Origin of the sequence: Mycobacterium bohemicum DSM 44277 (assembly GCF_001053185.1) — a bacterium.
Lineage (GTDB): Bacteria > Actinomycetota > Actinomycetes > Mycobacteriales > Mycobacteriaceae > Mycobacterium > Mycobacterium bohemicum.
Genome location: NZ_CSTD01000001.1, coordinates 682,721 through 702,557 on the forward strand (window position 1 = coordinate 682,721; position 19,837 = coordinate 702,557).

The 19,837-nt window shown below is 68.4% G+C and carries 22 protein-coding genes and 1 pseudogene; 13 read left to right on the plus strand and 10 right to left on the minus strand.

The window, feature by feature from the left end:
* Positions 1 to 28 precede the first annotated feature (28 nt).
* The 5 genes and pseudogenes from BN971_RS03355 (at position 29) to BN971_RS03375 (ending at position 3,863) form a co-directional block, all read left to right on the plus strand.
* Positions 29 to 676 carry a nitroreductase family protein gene (locus BN971_RS03355; RefSeq protein ID WP_085181725.1) on the plus strand — a complete coding sequence of 216 codons (648 nt, stop codon included), beginning with the start codon at positions 29 to 31 and terminating at the stop codon, positions 674 to 676.
* Positions 676 to 1,170, plus strand: a complete 495-nt coding sequence (locus tag BN971_RS03360; protein WP_085181726.1) for an SRPBCC family protein — start codon at positions 676 to 678, stop codon at positions 1,168 to 1,170. The genes BN971_RS03355 and BN971_RS03360 overlap by 1 nt, the downstream gene beginning before the upstream one ends.
* Before the next feature lie 281 nt (positions 1,171 to 1,451).
* A pseudogene (locus BN971_RS25555) lies at positions 1,452 to 1,895 on the plus strand (Fur family transcriptional regulator); the annotation flags it as partial.
* A 440-nt stretch (positions 1,896 to 2,335) separates the two neighbouring features.
* Entirely contained in the window at positions 2,336 to 2,893 is a 558-nt protein-coding gene (locus BN971_RS03370; protein WP_085181727.1) for an Rv1352/Rv1906c domain-containing protein, read from the plus strand.
* Between the two features lie 13 nt (positions 2,894 to 2,906).
* Entirely contained in the window at positions 2,907 to 3,863 is a 957-nt protein-coding gene (locus BN971_RS03375) for an FAD-dependent oxidoreductase (RefSeq protein WP_085181750.1), read from the plus strand.
* Here the strand turns inward: BN971_RS03375 and BN971_RS03380 are convergent.
* Positions 3,860 to 4,258, minus strand: a complete 399-nt coding sequence (locus BN971_RS03380; RefSeq protein ID WP_085181728.1) for a phage holin family protein — start codon at positions 4,256 to 4,258, stop codon at positions 3,860 to 3,862. The genes BN971_RS03375 and BN971_RS03380 overlap by 4 nt on opposite strands.
* A 16-nt stretch (positions 4,259 to 4,274) precedes the next feature.
* Positions 4,275 to 5,339, minus strand: coding sequence for an amidohydrolase family protein (locus BN971_RS03385; protein ID WP_085181729.1), 1,065 nt, complete (start codon positions 5,337 to 5,339; stop codon positions 4,275 to 4,277).
* A gap of 52 nt (positions 5,340 to 5,391) precedes the next feature.
* On the opposite strand from BN971_RS03385, the gene BN971_RS03390 reads away from it, so the two are divergent.
* On the plus strand, positions 5,392 to 6,666 hold the full coding sequence (locus tag BN971_RS03390) for a sialate:H+ symport family MFS transporter (protein ID WP_170322105.1): 1,275 nt from the start codon (positions 5,392 to 5,394) through the stop codon (positions 6,664 to 6,666).
* Positions 6,667 to 6,684: 18 nt separating this feature from the next.
* Here the strand turns inward: BN971_RS03390 and BN971_RS03395 are convergent, their stop codons facing one another.
* Complete coding sequence (locus BN971_RS03395) at positions 6,685 to 7,953, minus strand: competence/damage-inducible protein A (RefSeq protein ID WP_085181730.1); 1,269 nt, start codon at positions 7,951 to 7,953, stop codon at positions 6,685 to 6,687.
* 190 nt (positions 7,954 to 8,143) lie between these two features.
* Between BN971_RS03395 and BN971_RS26235 the strand changes: the two genes are divergently transcribed.
* The gene (locus tag BN971_RS26235; RefSeq protein WP_264025914.1) at positions 8,144 to 8,275 is read left to right on the plus strand and encodes a hypothetical protein; all 132 of its coding nucleotides are present in this window, start codon (positions 8,144 to 8,146) and stop codon (positions 8,273 to 8,275) included.
* A 51-nt stretch (positions 8,276 to 8,326) separates the two neighbouring features.
* On the opposite strand, the gene BN971_RS03400 is transcribed toward BN971_RS26235, so the two are convergent.
* Entirely contained in the window at positions 8,327 to 8,632 is a 306-nt protein-coding gene (locus tag BN971_RS03400; RefSeq protein WP_085181752.1) for an MTH1187 family thiamine-binding protein, read from the minus strand.
* A gap of 40 nt (positions 8,633 to 8,672) precedes the next feature.
* Between BN971_RS03400 and dtd the strand changes: the two genes are divergently transcribed.
* Together dtd and BN971_RS03410 are read left to right on the plus strand one after the other, a co-directional pair.
* Positions 8,673 to 9,104 carry a D-aminoacyl-tRNA deacylase gene (gene dtd, locus BN971_RS03405; RefSeq protein ID WP_085181732.1) on the plus strand — a complete coding sequence of 144 codons (432 nt, stop codon included), beginning with the start codon at positions 8,673 to 8,675 and terminating at the stop codon, positions 9,102 to 9,104.
* Positions 9,105 to 9,132: 28 nt separating this feature from the next.
* Positions 9,133 to 10,044 carry a class I SAM-dependent methyltransferase gene (locus tag BN971_RS03410; RefSeq protein WP_090349790.1) on the plus strand — a complete coding sequence of 304 codons (912 nt, stop codon included), beginning with the start codon at positions 9,133 to 9,135 and terminating at the stop codon, positions 10,042 to 10,044.
* A gap of 1 nt (position 10,045) precedes the next feature.
* Here BN971_RS03410 and BN971_RS03415 read toward each other — a convergent pair whose 3' ends face one another.
* The 3 genes from BN971_RS03415 to BN971_RS03425 form a co-directional block, all read right to left on the minus strand.
* Positions 10,046 to 11,071, minus strand: coding sequence for an alcohol dehydrogenase family protein (locus BN971_RS03415; RefSeq protein WP_085181734.1), 1,026 nt, complete (start codon positions 11,069 to 11,071; stop codon positions 10,046 to 10,048).
* A gap of 4 nt (positions 11,072 to 11,075) precedes the next feature.
* A complete protein-coding gene (locus tag BN971_RS03420) occupies positions 11,076 to 13,007 on the minus strand; it encodes a flavin-containing monooxygenase (protein WP_085181735.1) in 1,932 nt (643 codons plus the stop codon).
* 104 nt (positions 13,008 to 13,111) lie between these two features.
* Positions 13,112 to 14,410, minus strand: coding sequence for an HNH endonuclease signature motif containing protein (locus BN971_RS03425; protein WP_090349791.1), 1,299 nt, complete (start codon positions 14,408 to 14,410; stop codon positions 13,112 to 13,114).
* A gap of 147 nt (positions 14,411 to 14,557) precedes the next feature.
* Between BN971_RS03425 and BN971_RS03430 the strand changes: the two genes are divergently transcribed.
* Together BN971_RS03430 and BN971_RS03435 are read left to right on the plus strand one after the other, a co-directional pair.
* Positions 14,558 to 15,022 carry a hypothetical protein gene (locus BN971_RS03430; RefSeq protein ID WP_085181753.1) on the plus strand — a complete coding sequence of 155 codons (465 nt, stop codon included), beginning with the start codon at positions 14,558 to 14,560 and terminating at the stop codon, positions 15,020 to 15,022.
* A gap of 118 nt (positions 15,023 to 15,140) precedes the next feature.
* Positions 15,141 to 16,271: a nitronate monooxygenase gene (locus BN971_RS03435; RefSeq protein WP_085181737.1), complete on the plus strand. Its 1,131-nt coding sequence runs from the start codon at positions 15,141 to 15,143 to the stop codon at positions 16,269 to 16,271.
* A 6-nt stretch (positions 16,272 to 16,277) separates the two neighbouring features.
* Here the strand turns inward: BN971_RS03435 and BN971_RS03440 are convergent, their stop codons facing one another.
* The 3 genes from BN971_RS03440 to BN971_RS03450 are packed head-to-tail and all read right to left on the minus strand — an operon-like array spanning position 16,278 to position 17,282.
* On the minus strand, positions 16,278 to 16,508 hold the full coding sequence (locus tag BN971_RS03440; RefSeq protein ID WP_085181738.1) for an Rv1893 family protein: 231 nt from the start codon (positions 16,506 to 16,508) through the stop codon (positions 16,278 to 16,280).
* 56 nt (positions 16,509 to 16,564) lie between these two features.
* The gene (locus BN971_RS03445) at positions 16,565 to 16,855 is read right to left on the minus strand and encodes a hypothetical protein (protein ID WP_085181739.1); all 291 of its coding nucleotides are present in this window, start codon (positions 16,853 to 16,855) and stop codon (positions 16,565 to 16,567) included.
* A gap of 10 nt (positions 16,856 to 16,865) precedes the next feature.
* Positions 16,866 to 17,282 (minus strand): hypothetical protein, encoded by a 417-nt coding sequence (locus BN971_RS03450; protein ID WP_085181740.1) that lies wholly within the window; start codon positions 17,280 to 17,282, stop codon positions 16,866 to 16,868.
* 239 nt (positions 17,283 to 17,521) lie between these two features.
* Here BN971_RS03450 and BN971_RS03455 point away from each other — a divergent pair, with 239 nt between their 5' ends.
* Together BN971_RS03455 and BN971_RS03460 are read left to right on the plus strand one after the other, a co-directional pair.
* Positions 17,522 to 18,808: a cytochrome P450 gene (locus BN971_RS03455; protein WP_085181741.1), complete on the plus strand. Its 1,287-nt coding sequence runs from the start codon at positions 17,522 to 17,524 to the stop codon at positions 18,806 to 18,808.
* Between the two features lie 13 nt (positions 18,809 to 18,821).
* On the plus strand, positions 18,822 to 19,835 hold the full coding sequence (locus BN971_RS03460; RefSeq protein WP_085181742.1) for an alcohol dehydrogenase catalytic domain-containing protein: 1,014 nt from the start codon (positions 18,822 to 18,824) through the stop codon (positions 19,833 to 19,835).
* Positions 19,836 to 19,837 lie beyond the last annotated feature (2 nt).

Below are 19,837 nucleotides of genomic sequence, written 5' to 3' on the forward strand. Positions count from 1 at the left end.
CGGCAGCGAATAAACAGAGTAGGCAGGGATGGACAGGGACTCGGTCGACGAACTGCTGACCACGACGCGCGCGGTGCGCAAACGCCTGGACCTCGACCGGCCGGTCGAGCGCGAGGTGGTCATCGAGTGCATCCGACTGGCGATGCAGGCGCCGACAGCCAGCAACGCCCAGGACTGGCGCTGGCTGGTCATCACCGATGCCGACAAGCGGGCCGCCATCGCCGACATCTATCGCAGCATCGGCGCCGAGTACCTGGCCCATGCCGCCGACGACGCCTCCGATCCGCAGACCGCGCGGGTCTACGCCAGCGCGCTGAGCCTGACCGAGACGCTGAGCCGCGTCCCGGTGCATGTCATCCCGTGCCTCACGACCCGCATCGACAACTCCACCCTGCTCACCGCCGCGTCCGCGTGGGCGTCGATCATCCCGGCCGGGTGGAGCTTCTTGCTCGCATTGCGCTCGCGCGGTCTTGGATCGGTGTGGACCACCATGCACCTGGCCAAGGAACGCGAGGTCGCCGAACTTCTCGGCATCCCTGACACGGTGACGCAGGCCGCCCTCTTCCCGGTCGCCTACACGATCGGTACCGACTTCAGGCCAGCCGCGCGGCCGCCGGCACAGACGGTCACGTTCTGGGACACCTGGGGAGACTCGGGCAGCCTGGGAGAAGAGTGATGCAGTCCTACACCGTGCGATTCCATGTCGACGCGCCGCCGAGAAAGGTGTGGCAAGTGCTGCATCCACCCGCGCCGCCCGACGCGCCACGGCCCCGGGTGCTGACCTGGCCGGGCGGCAGCATGGAGATCCTCAACGAGGGCAACGAGGCCGGTGAGGGCCTGGTCCGCACCTGCGTCTACCAAGTGCCCAGGTATCTGCTCACCCGGGGCAAGGCCCGCTCGTGGGAGACGGTGACCGAGGCCAAGCTCAACAAGCTGTCCCGTTACGTGGCGGTGGGCGCGCCGCTGTGGTCGCGCGCCGAGGGCTACCACGAACTCGAGGAGCAGCCAGACGGCACGACCGTCCTGACCTTTCACGAGACGTATCACGCCTATAACCCGGTGCTGCGGTTCTTCCTCGAACGCCCGGTGCACGCGAAGATATCTCGCGACAACCTGAAGACCTACGAGCACGCGCTCGGCTATGCCGGCAAGGTGCGCCGGTTGACGTGAGTCCCCTGGCCTCCAATCGGTTCCATCAGACCGCCCGACACGCCCCTGGCCGTTTCGCCGACAAGTCCCCCCGAATGCCGGGTTTTGTATGACTGTAGGTACAGCTGAGGGCTGAAGTATTGACGCCAAAACCCAACGGCTGCAGGCGAATTGTCGTAGCCTTGGCTGCGCCGCCAAACTGGTTTATCGTCTGGTTCACCCGGCTGCTGCAGCCCCGGCGCATTTCATGAGGCAAGAAGAGGGGTGGGAGCTTGACCAGTTCCAGAAAAGACTGGGCATTCATCCAGCCGTCCTCGCTGGCGGGCTACTCCGCACAATTACGACGGGCCGACCTTCGCGTGACCCGCCCGCGAATCGCGGTGATTCATGCGGTACACACCAATCCCCATGCCGACGCGGAAACGGTAATCCGCGTGGTGCGCGACGGTCTGCCGGACGTGTCCAAGCAGGCCGTGTACTACGTGCTCAACACGTTGACCGGCGTGGGATTGCTGCGACGCATTCAACCCGCAGGGTCGGTGGGGCGATACGAGACGCGGGTGGGCGACAACCACCATCACGTGGTTTGCCGCACGTGTGGGGCGATTGAGGATGTCGACTGCGACGCCGGTGAGGCACCCTGCATGAGCGCGCGCGCGGCCAGCGGCTTCCAGGTCGACGAGGCCGAGGTCTTCTATTGGGGCCGATGCCCCGAGTGCGGGGTTTCAAACGGTTCGCAAACCAACGGCGCCCACGACCGCGGTGCGCAAGTCCCCGATCCACCGCCAAGCCCGAGTGATAACCGCTCCCGGCCACACGGCAGCGGCCACCCCTTGCCGGGCCCACCAGCGGAGGGATGGCTCTCCTCCGCCCCGCTCGCACGCATCACCGTGTCAAAGGCGGCGGGAATTGGGACTGGCGGGCTGGGCGCCAACGCCGGGTGGGCCCGCTACGACGTGAGTGACGCCACGGCGGCGAACAACGCGCTGGCGGGTAACGGGCCCCGCGCCGAGGCCTCCCGTCAGCGCTGGGCTCACGTCGATCCGAGATGAGCTGCTGACACTGGTGAGCTGCTGACTCCGGCGGACGCCACAACCGGGCGATCGCGACATTGCAGGACCGTCGTCGCCTTCCCCGACCCCCAAACCGGAGGACCAGGCTTTTCGCGCGGGTATCCTGCTGAGCTATGGGGATCAACGCGAACGCAGCCCGCAAGACCAGGTTCGCCGCACTCGGTGTGCTGATGGCGGGCTGGGCCGTGTCGGCCGGGGTTGCCGGCGCCGACCCGGAGCCCTCGCCGTCACCGTCACCCGGACCGTCGCCGGTCGCCGCGCCGGCGTCGCCGTCCTCGGATCCCACCCCGGCCTCCCCTTCGCCCGCGGCGTCGGCCTCCCCGGGTTCGGGCCCGAAGACGACCATCGACAAAGACGGCATCTACGCGGTGGGCTCGGACATCGCGCCCGGCATCTACAGCACCGCGGGGCCGGTCGGCAGCGGCACGTGCTACTGGAAGCGGACGAGCAACCCCGACGGCGCCCTCATCGACAACTCGTTGAGCAAGAGGTCGCAGGTGGTGCAGATCGAGCCGACCGACAAGGCATTCAAGACGTCGGGTTGCCAGCCGTGGCAACTGACCCCCGACGCCGCTCTGCCCCCCAGCACGCCGCCCGCGGGTGCGCAAACCACCCTGGGCATCCTCAACGGGCTGCTGGGCGGCAACGGGCCGCAGCCCCCGCACCCCTGATGACGTGACGCGGGTGGCCGGCAGCCACCGGATTGTCGTGGTTGGCGCGGGCGTCAGCGGATTGACGTCGGCCGTGTGCCTGGCCGAAGCCGGCTGGACGGTTCGGGTGTGGGCCGCCGCGATGCCCCGGCAGACCACCTCGGCGGCGGCCGGCGCGGTATGGGCGCCCCCGCGCCCGTCGTCGGCGAAGACATTGCAGTGGAGCCACGAGTCGCTACGCGCCTTCCGCGAGCTGGCCGCCGACCCCGACACCGGAGTGTGCATGGCGCCGGCGCTGACCGTCGGGGACTCGAAGGCCGCCGAGGCGATGTCGCTGGCCGCCGGGCTGATTGCCGACGTGCGGCCGGCCGACGCCACCGACCTGCGCGACGGCTTTGCCGCGGGCTTCCGCGCCACCCTGCCGATGATCGACATGCCCCGCTACCTCGACTACCTGACGGCGCGGCTGGGCGCGGCCGGCTGCGAGATCGAACCGCGATCCGTGCGCTCGCTGTCGGAGGCCGCCGAGGCCGCACCGATCGTGGTGAACTGCGCCGGCGTGGGGGCGGGCGCGCTGACCGGTGACGACACACTGCGCCCGCTGTTCGGCCAGCACGTGGTCCTGACCAATCCCGGCCTGCGGCAACTCTTCGTGGAAATCCACGACGACCCGGAATGGGTCTGCTACTTCCCGCACCCGCGGCGCGTCGTCTGCGGCGGGATCGGCATCCCCGACCGCTGGGACACCACCCCCGACCCGGAGATCAGCGAGCGCATCCTGCGACGCTGCCGCCGGATCGAGCCGCGGCTGGGCGACGCCGAGGTGATCGAGACCATCACCGGGCTGCGGCCCCACCGCCCGTCGGTGCGCGTGCAGGCCGAGCCGCTCGGGCGGGCACGCTGCGTGCACAACTACGGCCACGGCGGCAACGGCGTGACCCTGTCGTGGGGTTGCGCGCGCGACGTGGTGCGCCTGGTCGAGCGTGGCTAGCGGGTGCGGCGGCTGACGTCGCGGACCAGCAGCGAGAGCGCCCAGCTCACGATCGACAACACGATCGCGGCCCAGATCGCCGTCCACCAGAAGTGGTCGAAGTGCAGGCCCCAGTGGGTGGTGTGTTCGGTGATCCAGGCGGTGAGCCACAGCATCAACGCGTTGATCACGACGTGAAACAGGCCCAGCGTCACGATGTAGAGCGGGATGGACAACAGCTGGACGATCGGCTTGACGAAGGCGTTGACCAGGCCGAAGATCACCGCGACGACGAAGATGATGCCGGCCCGCTCGAGCTTGGTATCACCGCCGACGAAGCTCATCCCGTGCACGAACAGCGTGACCAGCCACAGCGCCAATCCGGTCAGCGCCGCGCGCAGCAGAAATGGACCCATGACGTGGTTCCGCCTTTCAGTTCAGGCCGTAGAAGCGTTGCGCGTTGCGTCCGCCGATCTTTTCGCGGGCCTCTTCGCTGATGTCGGGGCGGGTGCGCAGGTGTTTGGTGCTCTCCGGCCATTCGCCGTCCCAATGCGGGTAATCGCTGGCGAACATGATGAAGTCGGCACCGAGCACGTCGATCACTCCGGGCAGGATCGGCTCCTCCGGCTCGCAGGTGACCCAGATGTTGCCCGCGGCGAGGTACTCGTGCGGATCGCGGCGCCATCCGCGCTCGATCCAGTCCCCGCGTTTCTCGTAGTGCTCGTGCAGGCGGTCCATGAAGAAAGGGACCCAGCCGGCCCCGGCCTCGAGGAAGGCCACCCGCAGGCCGGGATGCCGTTCGAAGACGCCGCCGGACACCAGCGCCGTCATGGCGGTCATCTGGTCGAACGGGAAGCTGATGCAGTGCACCTGAATGTAATTGGTGAATCGGTCCACGCCGATCTTGGGCAGGTGGACGCCCGGGGCGCCGTGGATGCCGAGCGGCATCCCGAGTTCGACGGCCGCGGCGTAGAACGGGTCGAGGTCGGGATGGTCGAGGTTGCGGGTCTTGAGCGCGGGCGGGACCAGCGTCGCGACCAGCCCAAGCTCCTTGGCTTCGACCATCACGTCGATGGCCACCCGGCCGTGCTCGACCGGTGTGACCGCGACGCCCTTGAGCCGGCCGCCCGACGGCGCGCAGTAGTCCGCGATCCACTGGTTGTACAGGCGGGCGAACCCGGCGGCGAACTCCGGGTCCTCGAGGGTGGGCACGCACAGCCCGAGGCTGGGATACAGCACCATGGTGTCGATGTGGTCGCGATCGGCGTCGGCGAGCACGCCTTCCGTTGACCGGCAATGGATGTCGGGCGCCTTGCTGATTCCGTGCTCGGGAGGGCAGCCCGCCCCGGGCCCCTCATCCTGGGGGTAGTTGCGCCCCTCGAACATCATCCGACTGCCGTCGGGGGCGGGCTTGACATGTTGCGGCCAGCGCTGCATCGCCTCGACCGCCAGCGACGAGTTCTCGGCGACGTGTCCGTCGGCGTCGATGATCCGCATATCTGCGCAACTTACTCTCGCGTGATCGCGTCCGGTACTGCACGATGCTGGGGTGACAACACAAAGTCCCTCAAGGAAGCTGACGGCCGATCAGCGCAACTCCTTCGTCGCGGCGTTGTTGGGCTGGACGATGGACGCCTTCGACTACTTCATCGTGGTGCTGGTGTACGCCGACATCGCCAAGACGTTCCACCACAGCAAGGCCGAGGTCGCTTTTGTCACCACGGCGACCCTCGCGATGCGCCCCGTCGGCGCGCTGATCTTCGGGCTGTGGGCCGACCGGGTCGGTCGACGGCTGCCGCTGATGGTCGACGTGATCTTCTACTCCACGGTCGGCTTTCTGTGCGCGTTCGCACCCAACTTCACCGTCCTGGTGATCCTGCGGCTGCTGTACGGCATCGGCATGGGCGGCGAATGGGGACTGGGCGCCGCGCTGGCCATGGAGAAGGTGCCCGTGGAGCGACGCGGCTTCTTCTCCGGGCTGCTGCAGGAGGGCTACGCGTTCGGGTACTTGTTGGCGAGCGTCGCCTCGCTGGTGGTGATGAATTGGCTCGGGTTGTCGTGGCGCTGGCTGTTCGGCCTGAGCATCATCCCCGCGCTGATCAGCCTGATCATCCGTTATCGCGTGGAGGAGTCCGAGGTGTGGGAGGCCGCGCAGGATCGAATGCGGCTGACCAGCACCAGGATTCGCGACGTGCTGCGCAACGCGGCCATCATTCGCCGGTTCGTCTACCTGATCTTGCTGATGACCGCCTTCAACTGGATGAGTCACGGAACCCAGGACGTCTACCCCACCTTCCTGACATCGACCACCAACCACGGCGCCGGCCTGCACAGCGCGACCGTCAAGTGGATCGTGATCGTCTACAACGTGGGGGCGATCATCGGCGGGCTGTTCTTCGGCACCATGTCGGGGCGTTTCGGCCGCCGCCACACGATCATCTTCTGCGCGGTGCTGGGCCTGCCGATCGTGCCGCTGTTCGCCTACTCGAACAGCGCGGCGATGCTGTGCCTCGGCGCCTTCTTGATGCAGGTCTGCGTGCAGGGGGCGTGGGGGGTGATCCCCGCTCACCTGACCGAGATGTCGCCCGACGCCATCCGCGGCCTGTACCCCGGGGTGACCTATCAGCTGGGAAACCTGTTGGCGGCGTTCAACTTACCCATCCAGGAGCGGCTCGCCGAGTCGCACGGCTATCCCTTCGCGCTGGCCGCGACGATCGTGCCCGTGCTGATCGCCGTCGTGGTGCTGACGTTGATCGGCAAGGACGCGACCGGAATCCGCTTCGGCACCAACGAGAGCGCTTTCCTGCCGACGGCGGTGCGGTGAGCGGGTCGGCGCGCGATCTCAGTTGGATTCGCTGAGCAGACGCCGCAGCAGGTGCATGGCCACCGTCGTGGAGCGCTCGCGAACGTCGGACCGATTGCCGGGCAGGCGCAGCGTGCGGGTGTCCTTGCGGCCGTCGGCCAGCATCACGGTGAAACACACCGTGCCGACCGGCTTTTCGGCGGTTCCCCCGCCCGGGCCGGCGATCCCGGTGATCGCGACCGCGGTGTCGGCTCCGAAGCGCTCCAGCGCGCCCCGGGCCATGGCCTCGGCCACCGGCTCGGACACCGCCCCGTGCTGCTCGATCAGTGCCGGGTCGACGCCGAGCAGTTCGGCCTTGGCGTCGTTGGAGTAAGACACCACCCCGCCCATCACGTAGTCCGACGAACCCGCGCGATCGGTGAGGCGTGCCGCCAGTAACCCGGCGGTGCAGGATTCCGCCGTCGCGATCCGGCGCCCGGACAACAGGTGCGCGACCTGATCGTCGACGCGCGAGCCGTCTTCGGAATAGATTTGCTGGCCGTGCTTTTCGCGCAGGAACTTGGTGAGCTTCTCGTAGGCGCCCACGGCACCCGGCTCGTAGCGGGTGACCATCTCGATCTCGCCGCGGCGCAGGCAGGTGGTGATCTCGAGCTCGCCGAAGCCGGGAACCGTCCGCTCGGCTTCGCGCAGGCTTTCGGCCAGGCCCGACTCGGGCAACCCGAACATACGAATCGTCTTCTGCTGGTAGATGGTTCGTCCGGAGATCGCCTGCTGGGCCGCCGGCGTCGCGATCGCCCTGTGCCACATCGGCTGCAGCTCGCGCGGGGGTCCGGGCAGGACGATCACGGCCGGTTTGCCGGGCACCACGACGCCCGGGGCGGTGCCCACCGGTGCGAGCACCTCGGCTCCCTCGGGGATCATGGCCTGCTTGCGGTTGGCGGCGCGGACGGCGTCGAAGTTCTTCTCGTCGAAGTGCGTCATCAGCTTTTTGAGGATCTCGGCGATCGTGTTCTCGGTCTCGGTGTCCAGCACCAGCTCGCGGCCGCAGAACCGCGCCACCACCTCGACGGTCATGTCGTCGGCGGTGGGACCCAGGCCGCCGCTGGTGACGATCAGGTCCACGCCTTCGTCGGCCAGGAAACGCAGCTGCGCCTCGATGTCTTGGGCGCGGTCGCCGCAGATGGTGATGTGGGCCAGCTCGACGCCCAGTTCCAGGAGGCGGTCGGCGATCCACGGTCCGTTCGCGTCCTGCACGCGGCCGGTGAGGACCTCGGTTCCGGTGACGACGATGCCTGCGCGTGCGCTCACAGGGTTGAGGTTACTGGCGCCGCAGCAGCCACTGCCCCGCAAGGTCGCTGGTCGATGCCGGGTTAGCAGCGCCGAACGCACGTGCGCCGGCCGGGCGGCTCAGTGGCCGGGCTGTCCGGGCTGCCCCGTCGCACTTGCGTGCCGCATGAGCCTAGCCCCGCGCTCGCCCGCCCCGCGGGACAATGTCCCGATGATCGAGCCGACCATGGAGCTCGGCGGCCCGACAGGCCCCAAGCATCGCCCGGGCACACTGCAGAACGTGGTGTTCGCCGTCCGCGGGCAGGCGGCCGAACTGGCCTTCCGGGATGCGGTGCAGGGCTAGCCGAATCGTGGCAACCCGCTGCGCCCGGCTACGTCGCGCTTGCGATCGCCACTACCCGCCGGACAGGTAGCGCTCGACCGACGCGACCTTGTCCGTCATCGCGTCGTCGACCCCAGCCCGCCAATCCACCTTGATCACCGTGCTGACCCGGGTCGCCCGCGCGGCCACGGCCTCGACCGCGCGCTGCACGACGCCCATCACCTCTTCCCAGGACTCGCCCTCGATGACGGTGAACATCGAGTCCGTCGTGTTCGGCAGGCCGGAGTCGCGAACCACGCGAACCGCTTCGGCGACGATCTCGCCCACGCTCTCACCGACTCCGAGCGGGGTGACGGAAAACGCGACGAGCATAGACACCCGCACAGCCTACTCAGCCGACCTGGCAGCATCGATCCCCATGCGGGTTCTCGTGCAACGGGTCTCGTCGGCGGCGGTCTGGGTCGGCGGCGAGGTGGTCGGCGCCATCCGCCCCGACGGCCAGGGTCTGCTCGCCTTCGTCGGTGTCACCCACAGCGACGACGCCGACACGGCGCGCCGGCTCGCCGAAAAGATCTGGAATCTGAGGATTCTCGGCGACGAGCGGTCCGCCGCCGATGTGGGCGCGCCGATCCTCGTCGTCAGCCAGTTCACCCTGTATGCCGACACCGCGAAAGGTCGCCGGCCCTCCTGGAACGCGGCGGCTCCGTCCGCGGTCGCCGAGCCGCTGGTCGCCGCGTTCGCGCAGGCGTTGCAGGCGTTGGGGGCCGACGTGCGGACGGGCGTGTTCGGGGCGAACATGCAAGTCGAATTGGTGAACGACGGTCCGGTCACGGTCCTGGTCGAGCTCTGACGACGCCGCGGCGGGTACGTTGGGGACGATGACCACGACACCCGAGTTCGGATCGCTTCGCGACGACGACGACCACTGGGACATCGTCAGCAGCGTCGGCTACACCGCCCTGCTCGTGGCGGGTTGGCGCGCCGTGCATGCCGTGAGCCCGCATCCGCTGGTCCGCGACGAATACGCCAAGCTCTTCGTCGCCGCGTCGGGCGACCCCTACCTCGAAGGCTTGCTCGCCAACCCGGCAACCTCGGAGGACGAGGCGCCTTCCCCCCGCCTCTACGGCGTGCAGACCCGCTTCTTCGACGACTTCTTCGCCTCCGCCGACGACGCCGGCATCCGGCAGGCGGTGATCGTCGCGGCCGGCTTGGACTCGCGGGCCTACCGCCTCGAATGGCTGCAGGACACAACGGTTTTCGAGATCGACATGCCCCGAGTCCTGGAGTTCAAGGCGCGGGTGCTCGCCGAGCACGGCGCCGAGCCCACGGCCCGCAGGGTCGAGGTGGCGGCCGATCTGCGCAGCGACTGGTCGCGGGATTTGGAGGCCGCGGGCTTCGACGTGGAGCGCCCCAGCGCCTGGTCGGTGGAGGGCGTGTTGCCCTACCTGACCGACGACGCCCAGAACACGCTCTTCACCCGGCTCAGCGGGCTCAGCGCGCCGGGCAGCCGCATCGCCATCGGGGCGTTGGGATCACGCTTGGACCGCGAGCAACTCGCGGCCTTGGAGGCCGACCATCCCGGGGTCAACATGTCGGGCGACGTGGACTTCTCCGCGCTCACCTACGAGCCCGAGACCGACCCCGCCGAACGCTTGGCGGCGCACGGCTGGACCGTCGACCCGGTCCGGAGCACGCTCGACCTGCAGGCCGGTTACGGAATGACGCCGGCCCAGGTCGACGCCAAGATCGACAGCTTCATGCACTCGCAGTACATCACCGCGACCCGCTGATCTAGGGCGTCAGCAGGATCTTCACGTCGTCGCCCGTGCGCGACGCCGCCGTCGCGTACCCCTTGGCCGCCTCGTCCAGCGGCAGGGTCGTGGTGAAGATGCCATCGACATCGAGCCGGCCGGACCGCAACAGCGGGATCAGCTGTGGCCAGGTGCGCTGCACCGGGGCCGTTGTCATCCGGAAGGTGATGCTGCGGATCAGGCAGCCCAGGGCGGGGAACGGAAACGGTTGCAGGTCGTGCACGCCGACGACGGAGACGGTGCCGCCGGGCCGCACCGCGTTGAGCGCGTCGGTCATCGACGCGTCGGTGGCGACGGCGTCGATCACCGCGTCGGCGCCGCGACCGCCGGTGGCGGCCAGAATGGCCTCCACCGCCGGGGGCTTGACGGGCGTCGCGCCCCAGCGGGCGGCGCGCTCCAGCCGGCCGTCGACCCGGTCGACAGCGAAAGCCGTTGCCGCGCCCTGGAACAGCGCGCTCTGCAGCGCGCACAGGCCGACCGCGCCCAGTCCGATGACGGCGACGGTGCCGCCGTACGGGATGTCGGCGCGCTGCGCGGCGGCCCAGCCGGTGGCCAGGTTGTCGGTGAGTAGCAGCGCTTGCTCGGTGGTGATTCCGTCGGGGATCTTGAGCAGCTGGAAGTCGGCGGCGGGCACGGCGAGCAGGTCGGCTTGCGCGCCGTCGAGCACTCCACCGCCGAAGATCTGAAAACCGTTGTAACACATGACCGGGTCGTTGGTGGCGCAGCCGGGGCAGGCGCCGCAGCCCGTCACCGACGACACCATCACCTGATCGCCCACCGCGACGCGGCGCACGTCGGGCCCGATCTCGACGACGGTGCCCACCGCCTCGTGGCCCAGCGGCATCGGCTCCCCGAGGGGGAAGTCGCCCTCGTAGAAGTGCAGGTCGGATCCGCAGATGCCGGCCGCGGTGACCTCGACGATCGCCCCGTCGGGTCCCGGGAGTACCGGGTCGGGCCGGGTGTCGACCCGGATGCTGTGCGGGCCGTCGACGACTACCGTGCGCATCTGTTCACTTCCCTTGTCGGATAATGAATTCGGACCAGTCGGGGGTGCGGACCGCGGCCCAGTACTCGTAGAGCCGCCACGGGCTGACGGTGTGGATCTCGCCGTCGGCGTTCTTGAAGTAGGAGTGCTTGACCGCCGGGTGCGCCCACACCATCTTCTTGATTTCGGCCTGCGTCCGGTCGTGCCAGGCGGTGGCCGCCTCGTCCGTCGGTTCCAACGAGTGCGCGTGCGTCGTCGCCAGGTGCTCGAGGCACCGGTCGATGTAGCGCATTTGCAGTTCGGAGTTGAATATGAGGCTGCCCCCGTGCGCGAGATGCGCCCCCGGCCCGTAGATGATGAAGAAGTTCGGGAAATGCGGAACCGTGATCCCGAGGTGGGCGTACGGCCGTGACCCCCACATCTCGTGCAGGTCGACTCCGTCGCGGCCGGTGATCGTCATGGGCCACAGCACGTCGGTGTGTCGGAATCCGGTGGCGTAGACGATGACGTCGACGTCGTGCGTCACGCCGTCCTCGGTGACGACGCCGCGCGGGGTGATGCGCTGAATGGGCGTGCGCACCAACTCGACGTTGTCGCGCTGCAGCGTCTGCAGCCAGCTGCCGTTGTCCTGCAGCGTGCGCTTGCCCGTGGCGGGATAGTCGGGCAACACCTTGTCCAACAGGTCGCTGCCCTCGCCGACCTGGCTGGTGATCCACTGGGTGAACATCATCCGGGCGGCGGCGTTGATGTCGCTGACGGCGTAGTCCTGGTCCGCGTAGTTCGGATCGCCCCGCGCGGCGTCGAGACCCTTGTCGGCCCCGGGCCACATCACGAGGAAGCGGTACCACCTGCCGTAGTACGGCAGGTGGCGCATCGCCCAGCGCACCCCATCGCCGACCTCGTCGTGGTACATGGCGTTGGGGAACATCCACTGCGCGGTCCGTTGGAAGACGGTCAGGTGCTCGACGCGGTCGGCGATCGCGGGCGCGATCTGAAAGCCGCTGGCGCCGGCGCCGATGAGCGCGACCCGCTTGCCCGTCAGGTCGACGGAATGGTCCCAGGCCGCGGAGTGGAAAGCCGGACCCTCGAAGGAGTCGGCGCCCTCGAATTCCGGTATGTTAGGGCGGTTTAGCTGCCCGACCGCCGTGATGAGGGCGCGGGCGCGCAGGGTGCTGGTCTGGCCGTCGGGCGCGCGCAGCGACACTGTCCACATGCCGTCGTCGTCGTCCCACTCGGCCGACAGGGCCTCGGTCTGCCAGCGAATGTGCTCGGCCAGGCCGTGCTTGTCGATGACCTTGGTGAAATAGTCCCGCAGCTCGTGCTGCTCGGCGAAGAAGTGGGTCCAGTCGTTGTTGGGCTCGAAACTGTAGCAATAGAAATGGTTGGCCACGTCGACGCGCGCGCCGGGATAGGTGTTCTCCCACCAGGTTCCGCCCGGCCCGGCGTTCTTCTCCAGGATGGTGAACGGGACGCCGGCCTGCTTGAGGCGGATGCCGGCCAGGATCCCGGACTCGCCGCACCCGATGACGACGACGGGAAGTTTGGCGGCGGCCTCGGCGGGCAAGGACGCGGGGCGACGGGGGTCGACACCCTCGAGGTCCATCTCTTCGGAGAGCAGGGGCAGGTAGTCGTCGGTGACGTGTTCGCAGGCGGCCCAGTCCATCATCTCCTGGATGAGTTCGGGGCTCAGCGGCTTTGGCTCGGGGCAACCGCGGTCGCGGTAGTCGGTGATCACCGACAGCGCGACCGCGCGGGCGCGGGCCTTGTCTTCCTCGGACATGAAGCCCTGGACCTCGTTGAGGAAGATGCCCAGGGGCTTGAAGTCCCGGATGAAGCGGGGGTCGCCGGTGATGTGGACCAGCGAGAGCAGCAGAGTCGGAATGCTGACGTCCTCGAGCGCCGCGGCGATCTCCCCGGTGGGAGTGGTGAAGGGATCGCCGGCATACGGGCTGCGCATCGAGCCGGTCCTTTCGGTGGGCGGGTACAACCAATTACGCTACTCATAGTTCCGTAATTGGCAGGATCACGGTACCCGGTGCCGCGGCGGCCGATCAAGGGGCGCTAGGGGTCGCCGTCGTCGCGCTCGCCGAGGATCTTTTCGGGGTGGTGATACTCGTTCACTCGGGGTTGTCCGTGGTCGAGGTGTGGTGGGGGGAGCCATTCGGTGTCGCCGTTGGCGCTTGTGCGGGTGGTCCATCCGCCGGGCTGGATCAGGGCGTGATCGGGGCCGCACGCCAGGGTGAGGCTGTTGATGTCCGTGCGGCGGCTGATGGCCCACTCCTGGACGTGGTGGACTTCGCACCAGTAGCCCGGCGCTGTGCAGTTCGGCCGGGTGCAGCCGCGGTCCTTGGCGTACAACACGATTCGCTGTCCTGGCGAGGCCAGGCGCTTGGTGTGGTAGAGCGCGAGGGCCTTGCCCTTGTCGAAGATCGCCAGGTAGTGATGCGCATGGCGGGTCAGGCGGATGACATCGCTCATGGGTAGCAGGGTGCCGCCGGCGGTGAGTCCGGTACCGGCGGCGGCCTCGAGGTCTTTGAGCTCAGCGGTGACGATGATCGCCGCCGGTAATCCGTTGTGTTGGCCCAGCTTTCCCGAGGCCAGCAGGGCGCGCCCGGCGGCGTTGAGGGCGTCGTGGTTGCGCTGGGCGGCGGAGCGCGCATCGCGCCGCACCGCCCGCTCATCTGCCGGGCCGTCGACGACGGGGCGCTCGTCGTCGGGGTTGCACATACCCGGGGCGGCCAGCTTGGCCAGCACCGCTTCGAGGGTGGCGCGAGCTTCGGGGGTGAGCAGGCCCCGTAGTTCGGACATGCCGTCGAGGCATTCCTTCCCGAGGGTCAGGCCGCGCCGGCGTGCCCGGTCGGCGTCGGTGTAGTTGCCGTCGGGGTTGAGGTAAGCGGTGATTCGCTCGGCAAGCTTTGCCAGATCGTCGGGGCGGTGCTCGGCGGCCAGCCTGGCCAGGTGCGCTTCGGCGGCCGCCCGCGTTCCGGGGTCGACCGCGGCGGGCAGTTGGACCAGAAATCGGCGGAGCGCCAACTGCTCCCCGGTCAGCGCCCGGCGCGGCCCCAGGTCGGCGGCCTCGGCGATCCGCCGTCCGGCCTCGCCGGGGGTGATGTGGAGCCGGGTGGCCAGCGCGACGGGCAGCTGCGCGCCCAGCTCCTCGCGATCGGCCTGCGCGGCGAGTTGATTGATCAACCGGTGGCCGGGCACCGGCAGCCGTCGGGCGACCCGTTCCAGGCGCGCCAGCACGTTCATCCGCTCGGGGGTGGTCAGCGTCTCAAACGACAACGCGCACACATGGTCCACCGCCGCGTCGAGCGCATCGAGCACCCCGACGATCCCCTCCCGGCAATCCGAACGCATGTTCGAATACTACGTCGACCCACCGACACGAGACCCTATCCGCACAAAGCTGAAACTCAAGTGGCAGAAGTGATTTCCGGGCCGAACCGCCGCCGCGCGCAATAGAGTGCAATTGCCATACGGCTTCGTCGATCGGAGGTGGGCAACGTGGCTGCCGTCCTGACCGCTTGCGGTGGTTTCTTGTTCGCGGTCCTCTGGATGGACTTGATCTTCGATGCGCAGGTCTTCGGGCACCGGTCGCCCAACGCGGAATTGCCCGAGCCCGTGCTCGCTTGCATTGCGGGGTACTACCACCGCGCCACCACCACATCGCGCCCGATGAGCCGATTGATCGCCCTCGTGATGCTGATCCTGTTGGCCGCGCTGGCATTTCAGGCCACCACCGGCAAAGACCCGGTGTGGGTGCTCGCCGTATCGGCGGGCCTCGCGGGCGCGCCGATCGTTCTCGCGTCGACCCGGACGGTCCCGCACGCCGTCCGGCTCGGGCACCGCACCGACGATGTGGCCGGGCAGTCGCGGCTGGCCCGGTCGATCTGCCGTGACCATCTGTTCTGCGCGGCCTGCATGGCCGCATTCCTGGCGTTGTGGGTGGTCCGTGATGCCGCCGGATGACCGCGGCGGCGCGACGGGTCTTAGTGCGAACGCGCGAGAAGGGACCCCCTGGCCACGTCAATCACGTCCGTACTAAACTAGAACACGTTTCAATTCGGCACGGGTTCGAGGAGTAGGCATGCACACCGCGATTTGCGACGAGCTCGGCATCGAGTTCCCCATCTTCGCCTTTACCCACTGCCGCGACGTCGTGGTGGCAGTCAGCAAGGCCGGTGGCTTCGGGGTGCTCGGCGCCGTGGGCTTCACGCCCGAACAGTTGGAGATCGAGCTCAACTGGATCGACGAGAACATCGGCGACCACCCGTACGGGGTCGACATCGTGATCCCCAACAAGTACGAGGGCATGGACTCTCACCTGTCGGCCGAGGAGCTGGCCGAGACGCTGCGCAAGATGGTGCCCCAGGAGCACCTGGACTTCGGCAAGAAGATCCTCGCTGACCACGGCGTGCCGATCGAGGACAGCGACGGCGACAGCCTGCAGCTGCTCGGCTGGACCGAGGCGACCGCCACGCCCCAGGTGGAGGTGGCACTCAAGCACCCGAAGGTCAAGATGATCGCGAACGCGCTCGGCACTCCCCCGGCAGACATGATCAAGCACATCCACGATGCCGGGCTGAAAGTCGCCGCGCTGTGCGGATCGCCCTCGCAGGCGCGCAAGCACGCCGACGCCGGGGTAGACATCATCATCGCCCAGGGCGGCGAGGCCGGCGGGCACTGCGGTGAGGTCGGCTCGATCGTGTTGTGGCCGCAGGTGGTCAAGGAGGTCGCCCCGGTGCCGGTGCTGGCGGCCGGCGGCATCGGGAGCGGCCAGCAGATCGCCGCGGCGCTCGCGCTGGGTGCCCAGGGTGCCTGGACCGGGTCGCAGTGGCTGATGGTCGAGGAATCCTCGAATACGCCGGTGCAGCAGGCGGCCTACGTCAAGGCGGGCAGCCGCGACACCGTCCGCAGCCGGTCTTTCACCGGCAAGCCGGCCCGCATGCTGCGCAACGACTGGACCGAGGCGTGGGAGCAGCCGGACAACCCCAAGCCGCTGGGAATGCCCTTGCAGTACATGGTTTCCGGCATGGCGGTGCGCGCCACCAACCGGTACCCGAACGAGAGCGTCGACGTGGCGTTCAATCCCGTCGGACAGGTGGTCGGCCAGTTCACCAAGGTGGAGAAGACGGCGACCGTCATCGAACGGTGGGTGCAGGAATACCTCGAGGCGACGAACAGACTGGACGAATTGAACGCCGCCGCAACCGTCTAGCGACGGCTATTCGTCGTCGAGCTCGTCGGCGGCGTCCCGGCCCGTGAACACTTCCCTGGTCCGGTCCACCGCATAGGTGCCGATGTCGATCGAGTTCTGGACGATGCCGCTGGCGCCGCCGGCAAGGTCGCCGCGGATGATGTCGCTGGCATGCTCGACGATGTCCGAGGCCTTCTCGACGGCGTTGGTGGCGATGTCCCGGGCGGCGTCGACCGCGTCTTTCGGGTTGAAGCCCATCGAAATCTCCTTCGTTGCAGGGTCTTTGAGACGACTCTAGACGCAGCCGAACGTGGTCAGTAATTCACCAGCCTGCGCCAGTAGTCTTCGGGGATCGTCGCGCCGGAGCGCATCACGCGCGCCAGCCCGATCGCCATCGCAATGCCGAGCAGGCCCAGCCACAGCCCGGCCAGCGCGATGACCACCCAGAGCACCGCGGTGACCGCCGGCCACGGCGACAGCAGGGCCAGCGCCGGCGCGAAGAAGAAGCCGGTCCCGACGTAGGCGGCCGAGCCGGCACGGTCGGAGGCCAGAACCAGGTGCAGCCAGCGCGGCACCGATGCTTCGGCGGGACGGCCGGTGGTCATGGCTTGGCCGTCATCCCGCGGGCGGGAAGAAACCTGCGCCGGTGAACCAGCCCTCCTGCCACCCGCGATCGCCCAGGCACAGCATGGGCAGTCCGCCGTCGGACTGGGCCGCCGACTGCGGCCCAGGACACTTTGCCCCGGCCTGCTGCACCCCGAACAGGGGGTAGGAGATCACCCAGTATCCCGTGGTGGCCGCGGGAAACTGATTGGGCGGCGGGAAATGACAGGCCTCGGCCTGACCGCTGGGGCCGCGACCGAAAATGAAGCGCTCGTAGTTGTCGCACGGCGCCCCCAGCGACGCGTCGTAGTTCATGTTCGGCACGTCGCCGTCGTAGTGCGGTTGGGCCGCCGCGTGCGGCGCGGCCCCGATCGCGCCGGCCACTCCCATCGCGCCGGCCGCCACGGCGGTGAGTAGTTCGCGAATCATGCTCCACCCTTCGCGTCAGTGCCACCGGGCCCCACGTCCCCGATGACCTGCACCAAAGCATATCGAGTGCGCCGCCGGCCACAAGGTGGTTTCCCGGCGGGTTCACCATCGCCGGTGCGTGGCCCCCTGAACACGTTGCAGTTCTGGCCGGCGATCTTGTCGCAGCGCTTCCCAACCGTGGTGTAGCGATGGTTTATTTGCACTAGCAGTCACTAGAGGACGTCATATCGAGGAGCGCCATGCCAACCGCCGAGTCATCCGCCAAGCCGGTACCGAACCTGCCGCCCGGATTCGATTTCACCGACCCGGACGTCCACGCCGAGCGGCTGCCGGTGGAAGAACTGGCCGAGTTGCGCCGAACGGCGCCGATCTGGTGGAACGAGCAGCCGATGGGGGCGGGCGGCTTCGACGACGGCGGCTTCTGGGTGGTGACCAAGCACAAGGACGTCAAGGAGATATCGCTGCGCAGCGACGTCTTTTCCAGCCTGGAGAAGACCGCGCTGCCGCGCTACAAGGATGGCACGGTGGGCGAACAGGTCGAACGCGGCAAGTTCGTCCTGCTCAACATGGATGCGCCGCAGCACACCCGGCTGCGCAAGATCATCTCCCGCGCCTTTACGCCTCGATCCATCGAGCGCCTGCGCGGCGACCTCGCCGAGCGCGCCCGGCACATCGTCGAGGAGGCGGCCGCCCAGGGGCGCGGTGACTTCGTCGAGCAGGTCTCCTGCGAGCTGCCGTTGCAGGCCATCGCCGGGTTGATGGGCGTACCTCAGGAGGAACGCAAGAAACTGTTCCACTGGTCCAATGAGATGGTCGGCGACCAGGACCCCGAGTTCGCCAACAACGACGCCATTACCGCCTCCGTCGAACTCATCATGTACGGCATGCAGATGGCCGCCGATCGGGCGAAGAATCCGGGGGAAGACCTCGTCACCAAGCTGGTCCAAGCCGACATCGACGGCCACAAGCTGTCCGACGACGAGTTCGGCTTCTTCGTGATCCTGCTGGCGGTCGCCGGCAACGAGACCACCCGCAACTCCATCACCCAGGGCATGATGGCCTTCACCGACTTTCCCGACCAGTGGGAGCTGTTCAAGCGGGAGCGGCCGGCGACCACCGCCGACGAGATCGTCCGCTGGGCCACACCGGTCACCTCGTTCCAGCGCACCGCCCTGCAGGACTACGAGTTGTCGGGAGTCCAGATCAAGAAGGGCCAGCGGGTCGTGATGGTGTACCGCTCCGCCAATTTCGACGAGGACGTGTTCGACGACCCGTTCTCCTTCAACATTCTGCGCGACCCGAACCCGCACGTGGGATTCGGTGGCACCGGCGCGCACTACTGCATCGGGGCGAACCTGGCGCGGATGACGATCGACCTGATGTTCAACGCGATCGCCGACGGCATCCCGAACCTGGAGTCGGTCGGCAAGCCCGAGCGGTTGCGGTCGGGCTGGCTCAACGGCATCAAGCACTGGCAGGTCGACTACCACTCCGACGGGGCCGCCAAATCCCCTGTCGCCCATTGAGTTATCGTTACGCATGCCCAAGCACAAAGCGGTCCTGATCCAGTCCGAGGGCGGCCCGCTCGAACTTTCCGATGTTGACACGGTGTCCCCGGGACGCGGCGAGGCACGCATAGCGGTCACCGCCTGCGGCATCTGCGGAACCGACCGCGCGTTCGTCCACGGTGGCTTTCCCGACATTTCCTGGCCGCTGACCCCGGGGCACGAGATCGCCGGGACGATCGCCGAACTCGGCGAGGGCGTCGAGGACTTCGCCGTCGGCGACCGGGTCGCGGTCGGGTGGTTCGGCGGCTGCTGCTTCCGCTGCGATCCTTGCCGCCGTGGGCTTTTCATTTTCTGCGCGAACGGCAAAGTTCCCAGCTGGCATTACCCGGGCGGGTATGCGGAGTCGGTGACGGTGCCGTCCAGCGCGTTGGCCCGGATTCCGTCGGAGCTCTCCGATGTGGAGGCCGCACCCATGGGCTGCGCCGGCGTCACCACGTACAACGCGCTGCGCCAGACGAGGGCCATGCCGGGCGACCGCGTCGCGATTCTGGGTGTCGGCGGCCTCGGCCATCTCGGGGTGCAGTTCGCCCGGGCCATGGGATTCGAGACCATCGCGATCGCCCGCGGCGCCGCCAAGGCCGAGGATGCCCGAAAGCTGGGCGCCCACCACTACATCGACTCCACCAGGGGTGATGTCGCCGAGGCGCTGCAGGCGTTGGGTGGGGCGGCGGTCGTGCTGGGCACCGCCGGCAATTCGGCGGCCATGGCGGACACCGTCGGGGGGCTGCAGCCCCGCGGCGAGCTGATCGCGATCGGCGTGACGGCCGACCCGCTGCCGGTCAGCCCCGTGCAGCTGATCAACCCCGGCCTCAGCGTCGTCGGCCACCCGTCCGGCACCGCGAAAGAGGTTGAGGAGACAATGCATTTCGCGGTGCTCTCCGGTGTGCGCGCGTGGATCGAGGAGCTGCCGCTGGCACAGGCCGCAGAGGGCTATGCGGCCATGGAAGACGGCCGCGCCCACTACCGCACCGTCCTCACGATGTGACC

Coding starts and splice junctions, on each gene's coding strand:
- BN971_RS03355 (WP_085181725.1), top strand. CDS start 29: ATGGACAGGGACTCGGTCGACGAACTGCTGACCACGACGCGCGCGGTG.
- BN971_RS03360 (WP_085181726.1), top strand. CDS start 676: ATGCAGTCCTACACCGTGCGATTCCATGTCGACGCGCCGCCGAGAAAG.
- BN971_RS03370 (WP_085181727.1), top strand. CDS start 2,336: ATGGGGATCAACGCGAACGCAGCCCGCAAGACCAGGTTCGCCGCACTC.
- BN971_RS03380 (WP_085181728.1), bottom strand. CDS start 4,258: ATGGGTCCATTTCTGCTGCGCGCGGCGCTGACCGGATTGGCGCTGTGG.
- BN971_RS03385 (WP_085181729.1), bottom strand. CDS start 5,339: ATGCGGATCATCGACGCCGACGGACACGTCGCCGAGAACTCGTCGCTG.
- BN971_RS26235 (WP_264025914.1), top strand. CDS start 8,144: ATGATCGAGCCGACCATGGAGCTCGGCGGCCCGACAGGCCCCAAGCAT.
- dtd (WP_085181732.1), top strand. CDS start 8,673: ATGCGGGTTCTCGTGCAACGGGTCTCGTCGGCGGCGGTCTGGGTCGGC.
- BN971_RS03410 (WP_090349790.1), top strand. CDS start 9,133: ATGACCACGACACCCGAGTTCGGATCGCTTCGCGACGACGACGACCAC.
- BN971_RS03415 (WP_085181734.1), bottom strand. CDS start 11,071: ATGCGCACGGTAGTCGTCGACGGCCCGCACAGCATCCGGGTCGACACC.
- BN971_RS03420 (WP_085181735.1), bottom strand. CDS start 13,007: ATGCGCAGCCCGTATGCCGGCGATCCCTTCACCACTCCCACCGGGGAG.
- BN971_RS03425 (WP_090349791.1), bottom strand. CDS start 14,410: ATGCGTTCGGATTGCCGGGAGGGGATCGTCGGGGTGCTCGATGCGCTC.
- BN971_RS03435 (WP_085181737.1), top strand. CDS start 15,141: ATGCACACCGCGATTTGCGACGAGCTCGGCATCGAGTTCCCCATCTTC.
- BN971_RS03440 (WP_085181738.1), bottom strand. CDS start 16,508: ATGGGCTTCAACCCGAAAGACGCGGTCGACGCCGCCCGGGACATCGCC.
- BN971_RS03445 (WP_085181739.1), bottom strand. CDS start 16,855: ATGACCACCGGCCGTCCCGCCGAAGCATCGGTGCCGCGCTGGCTGCAC.
- BN971_RS03450 (WP_085181740.1), bottom strand. CDS start 17,282: ATGATTCGCGAACTACTCACCGCCGTGGCGGCCGGCGCGATGGGAGTG.
- BN971_RS03455 (WP_085181741.1), top strand. CDS start 17,522: ATGCCAACCGCCGAGTCATCCGCCAAGCCGGTACCGAACCTGCCGCCC.
- BN971_RS03460 (WP_085181742.1), top strand. CDS start 18,822: ATGCCCAAGCACAAAGCGGTCCTGATCCAGTCCGAGGGCGGCCCGCTC.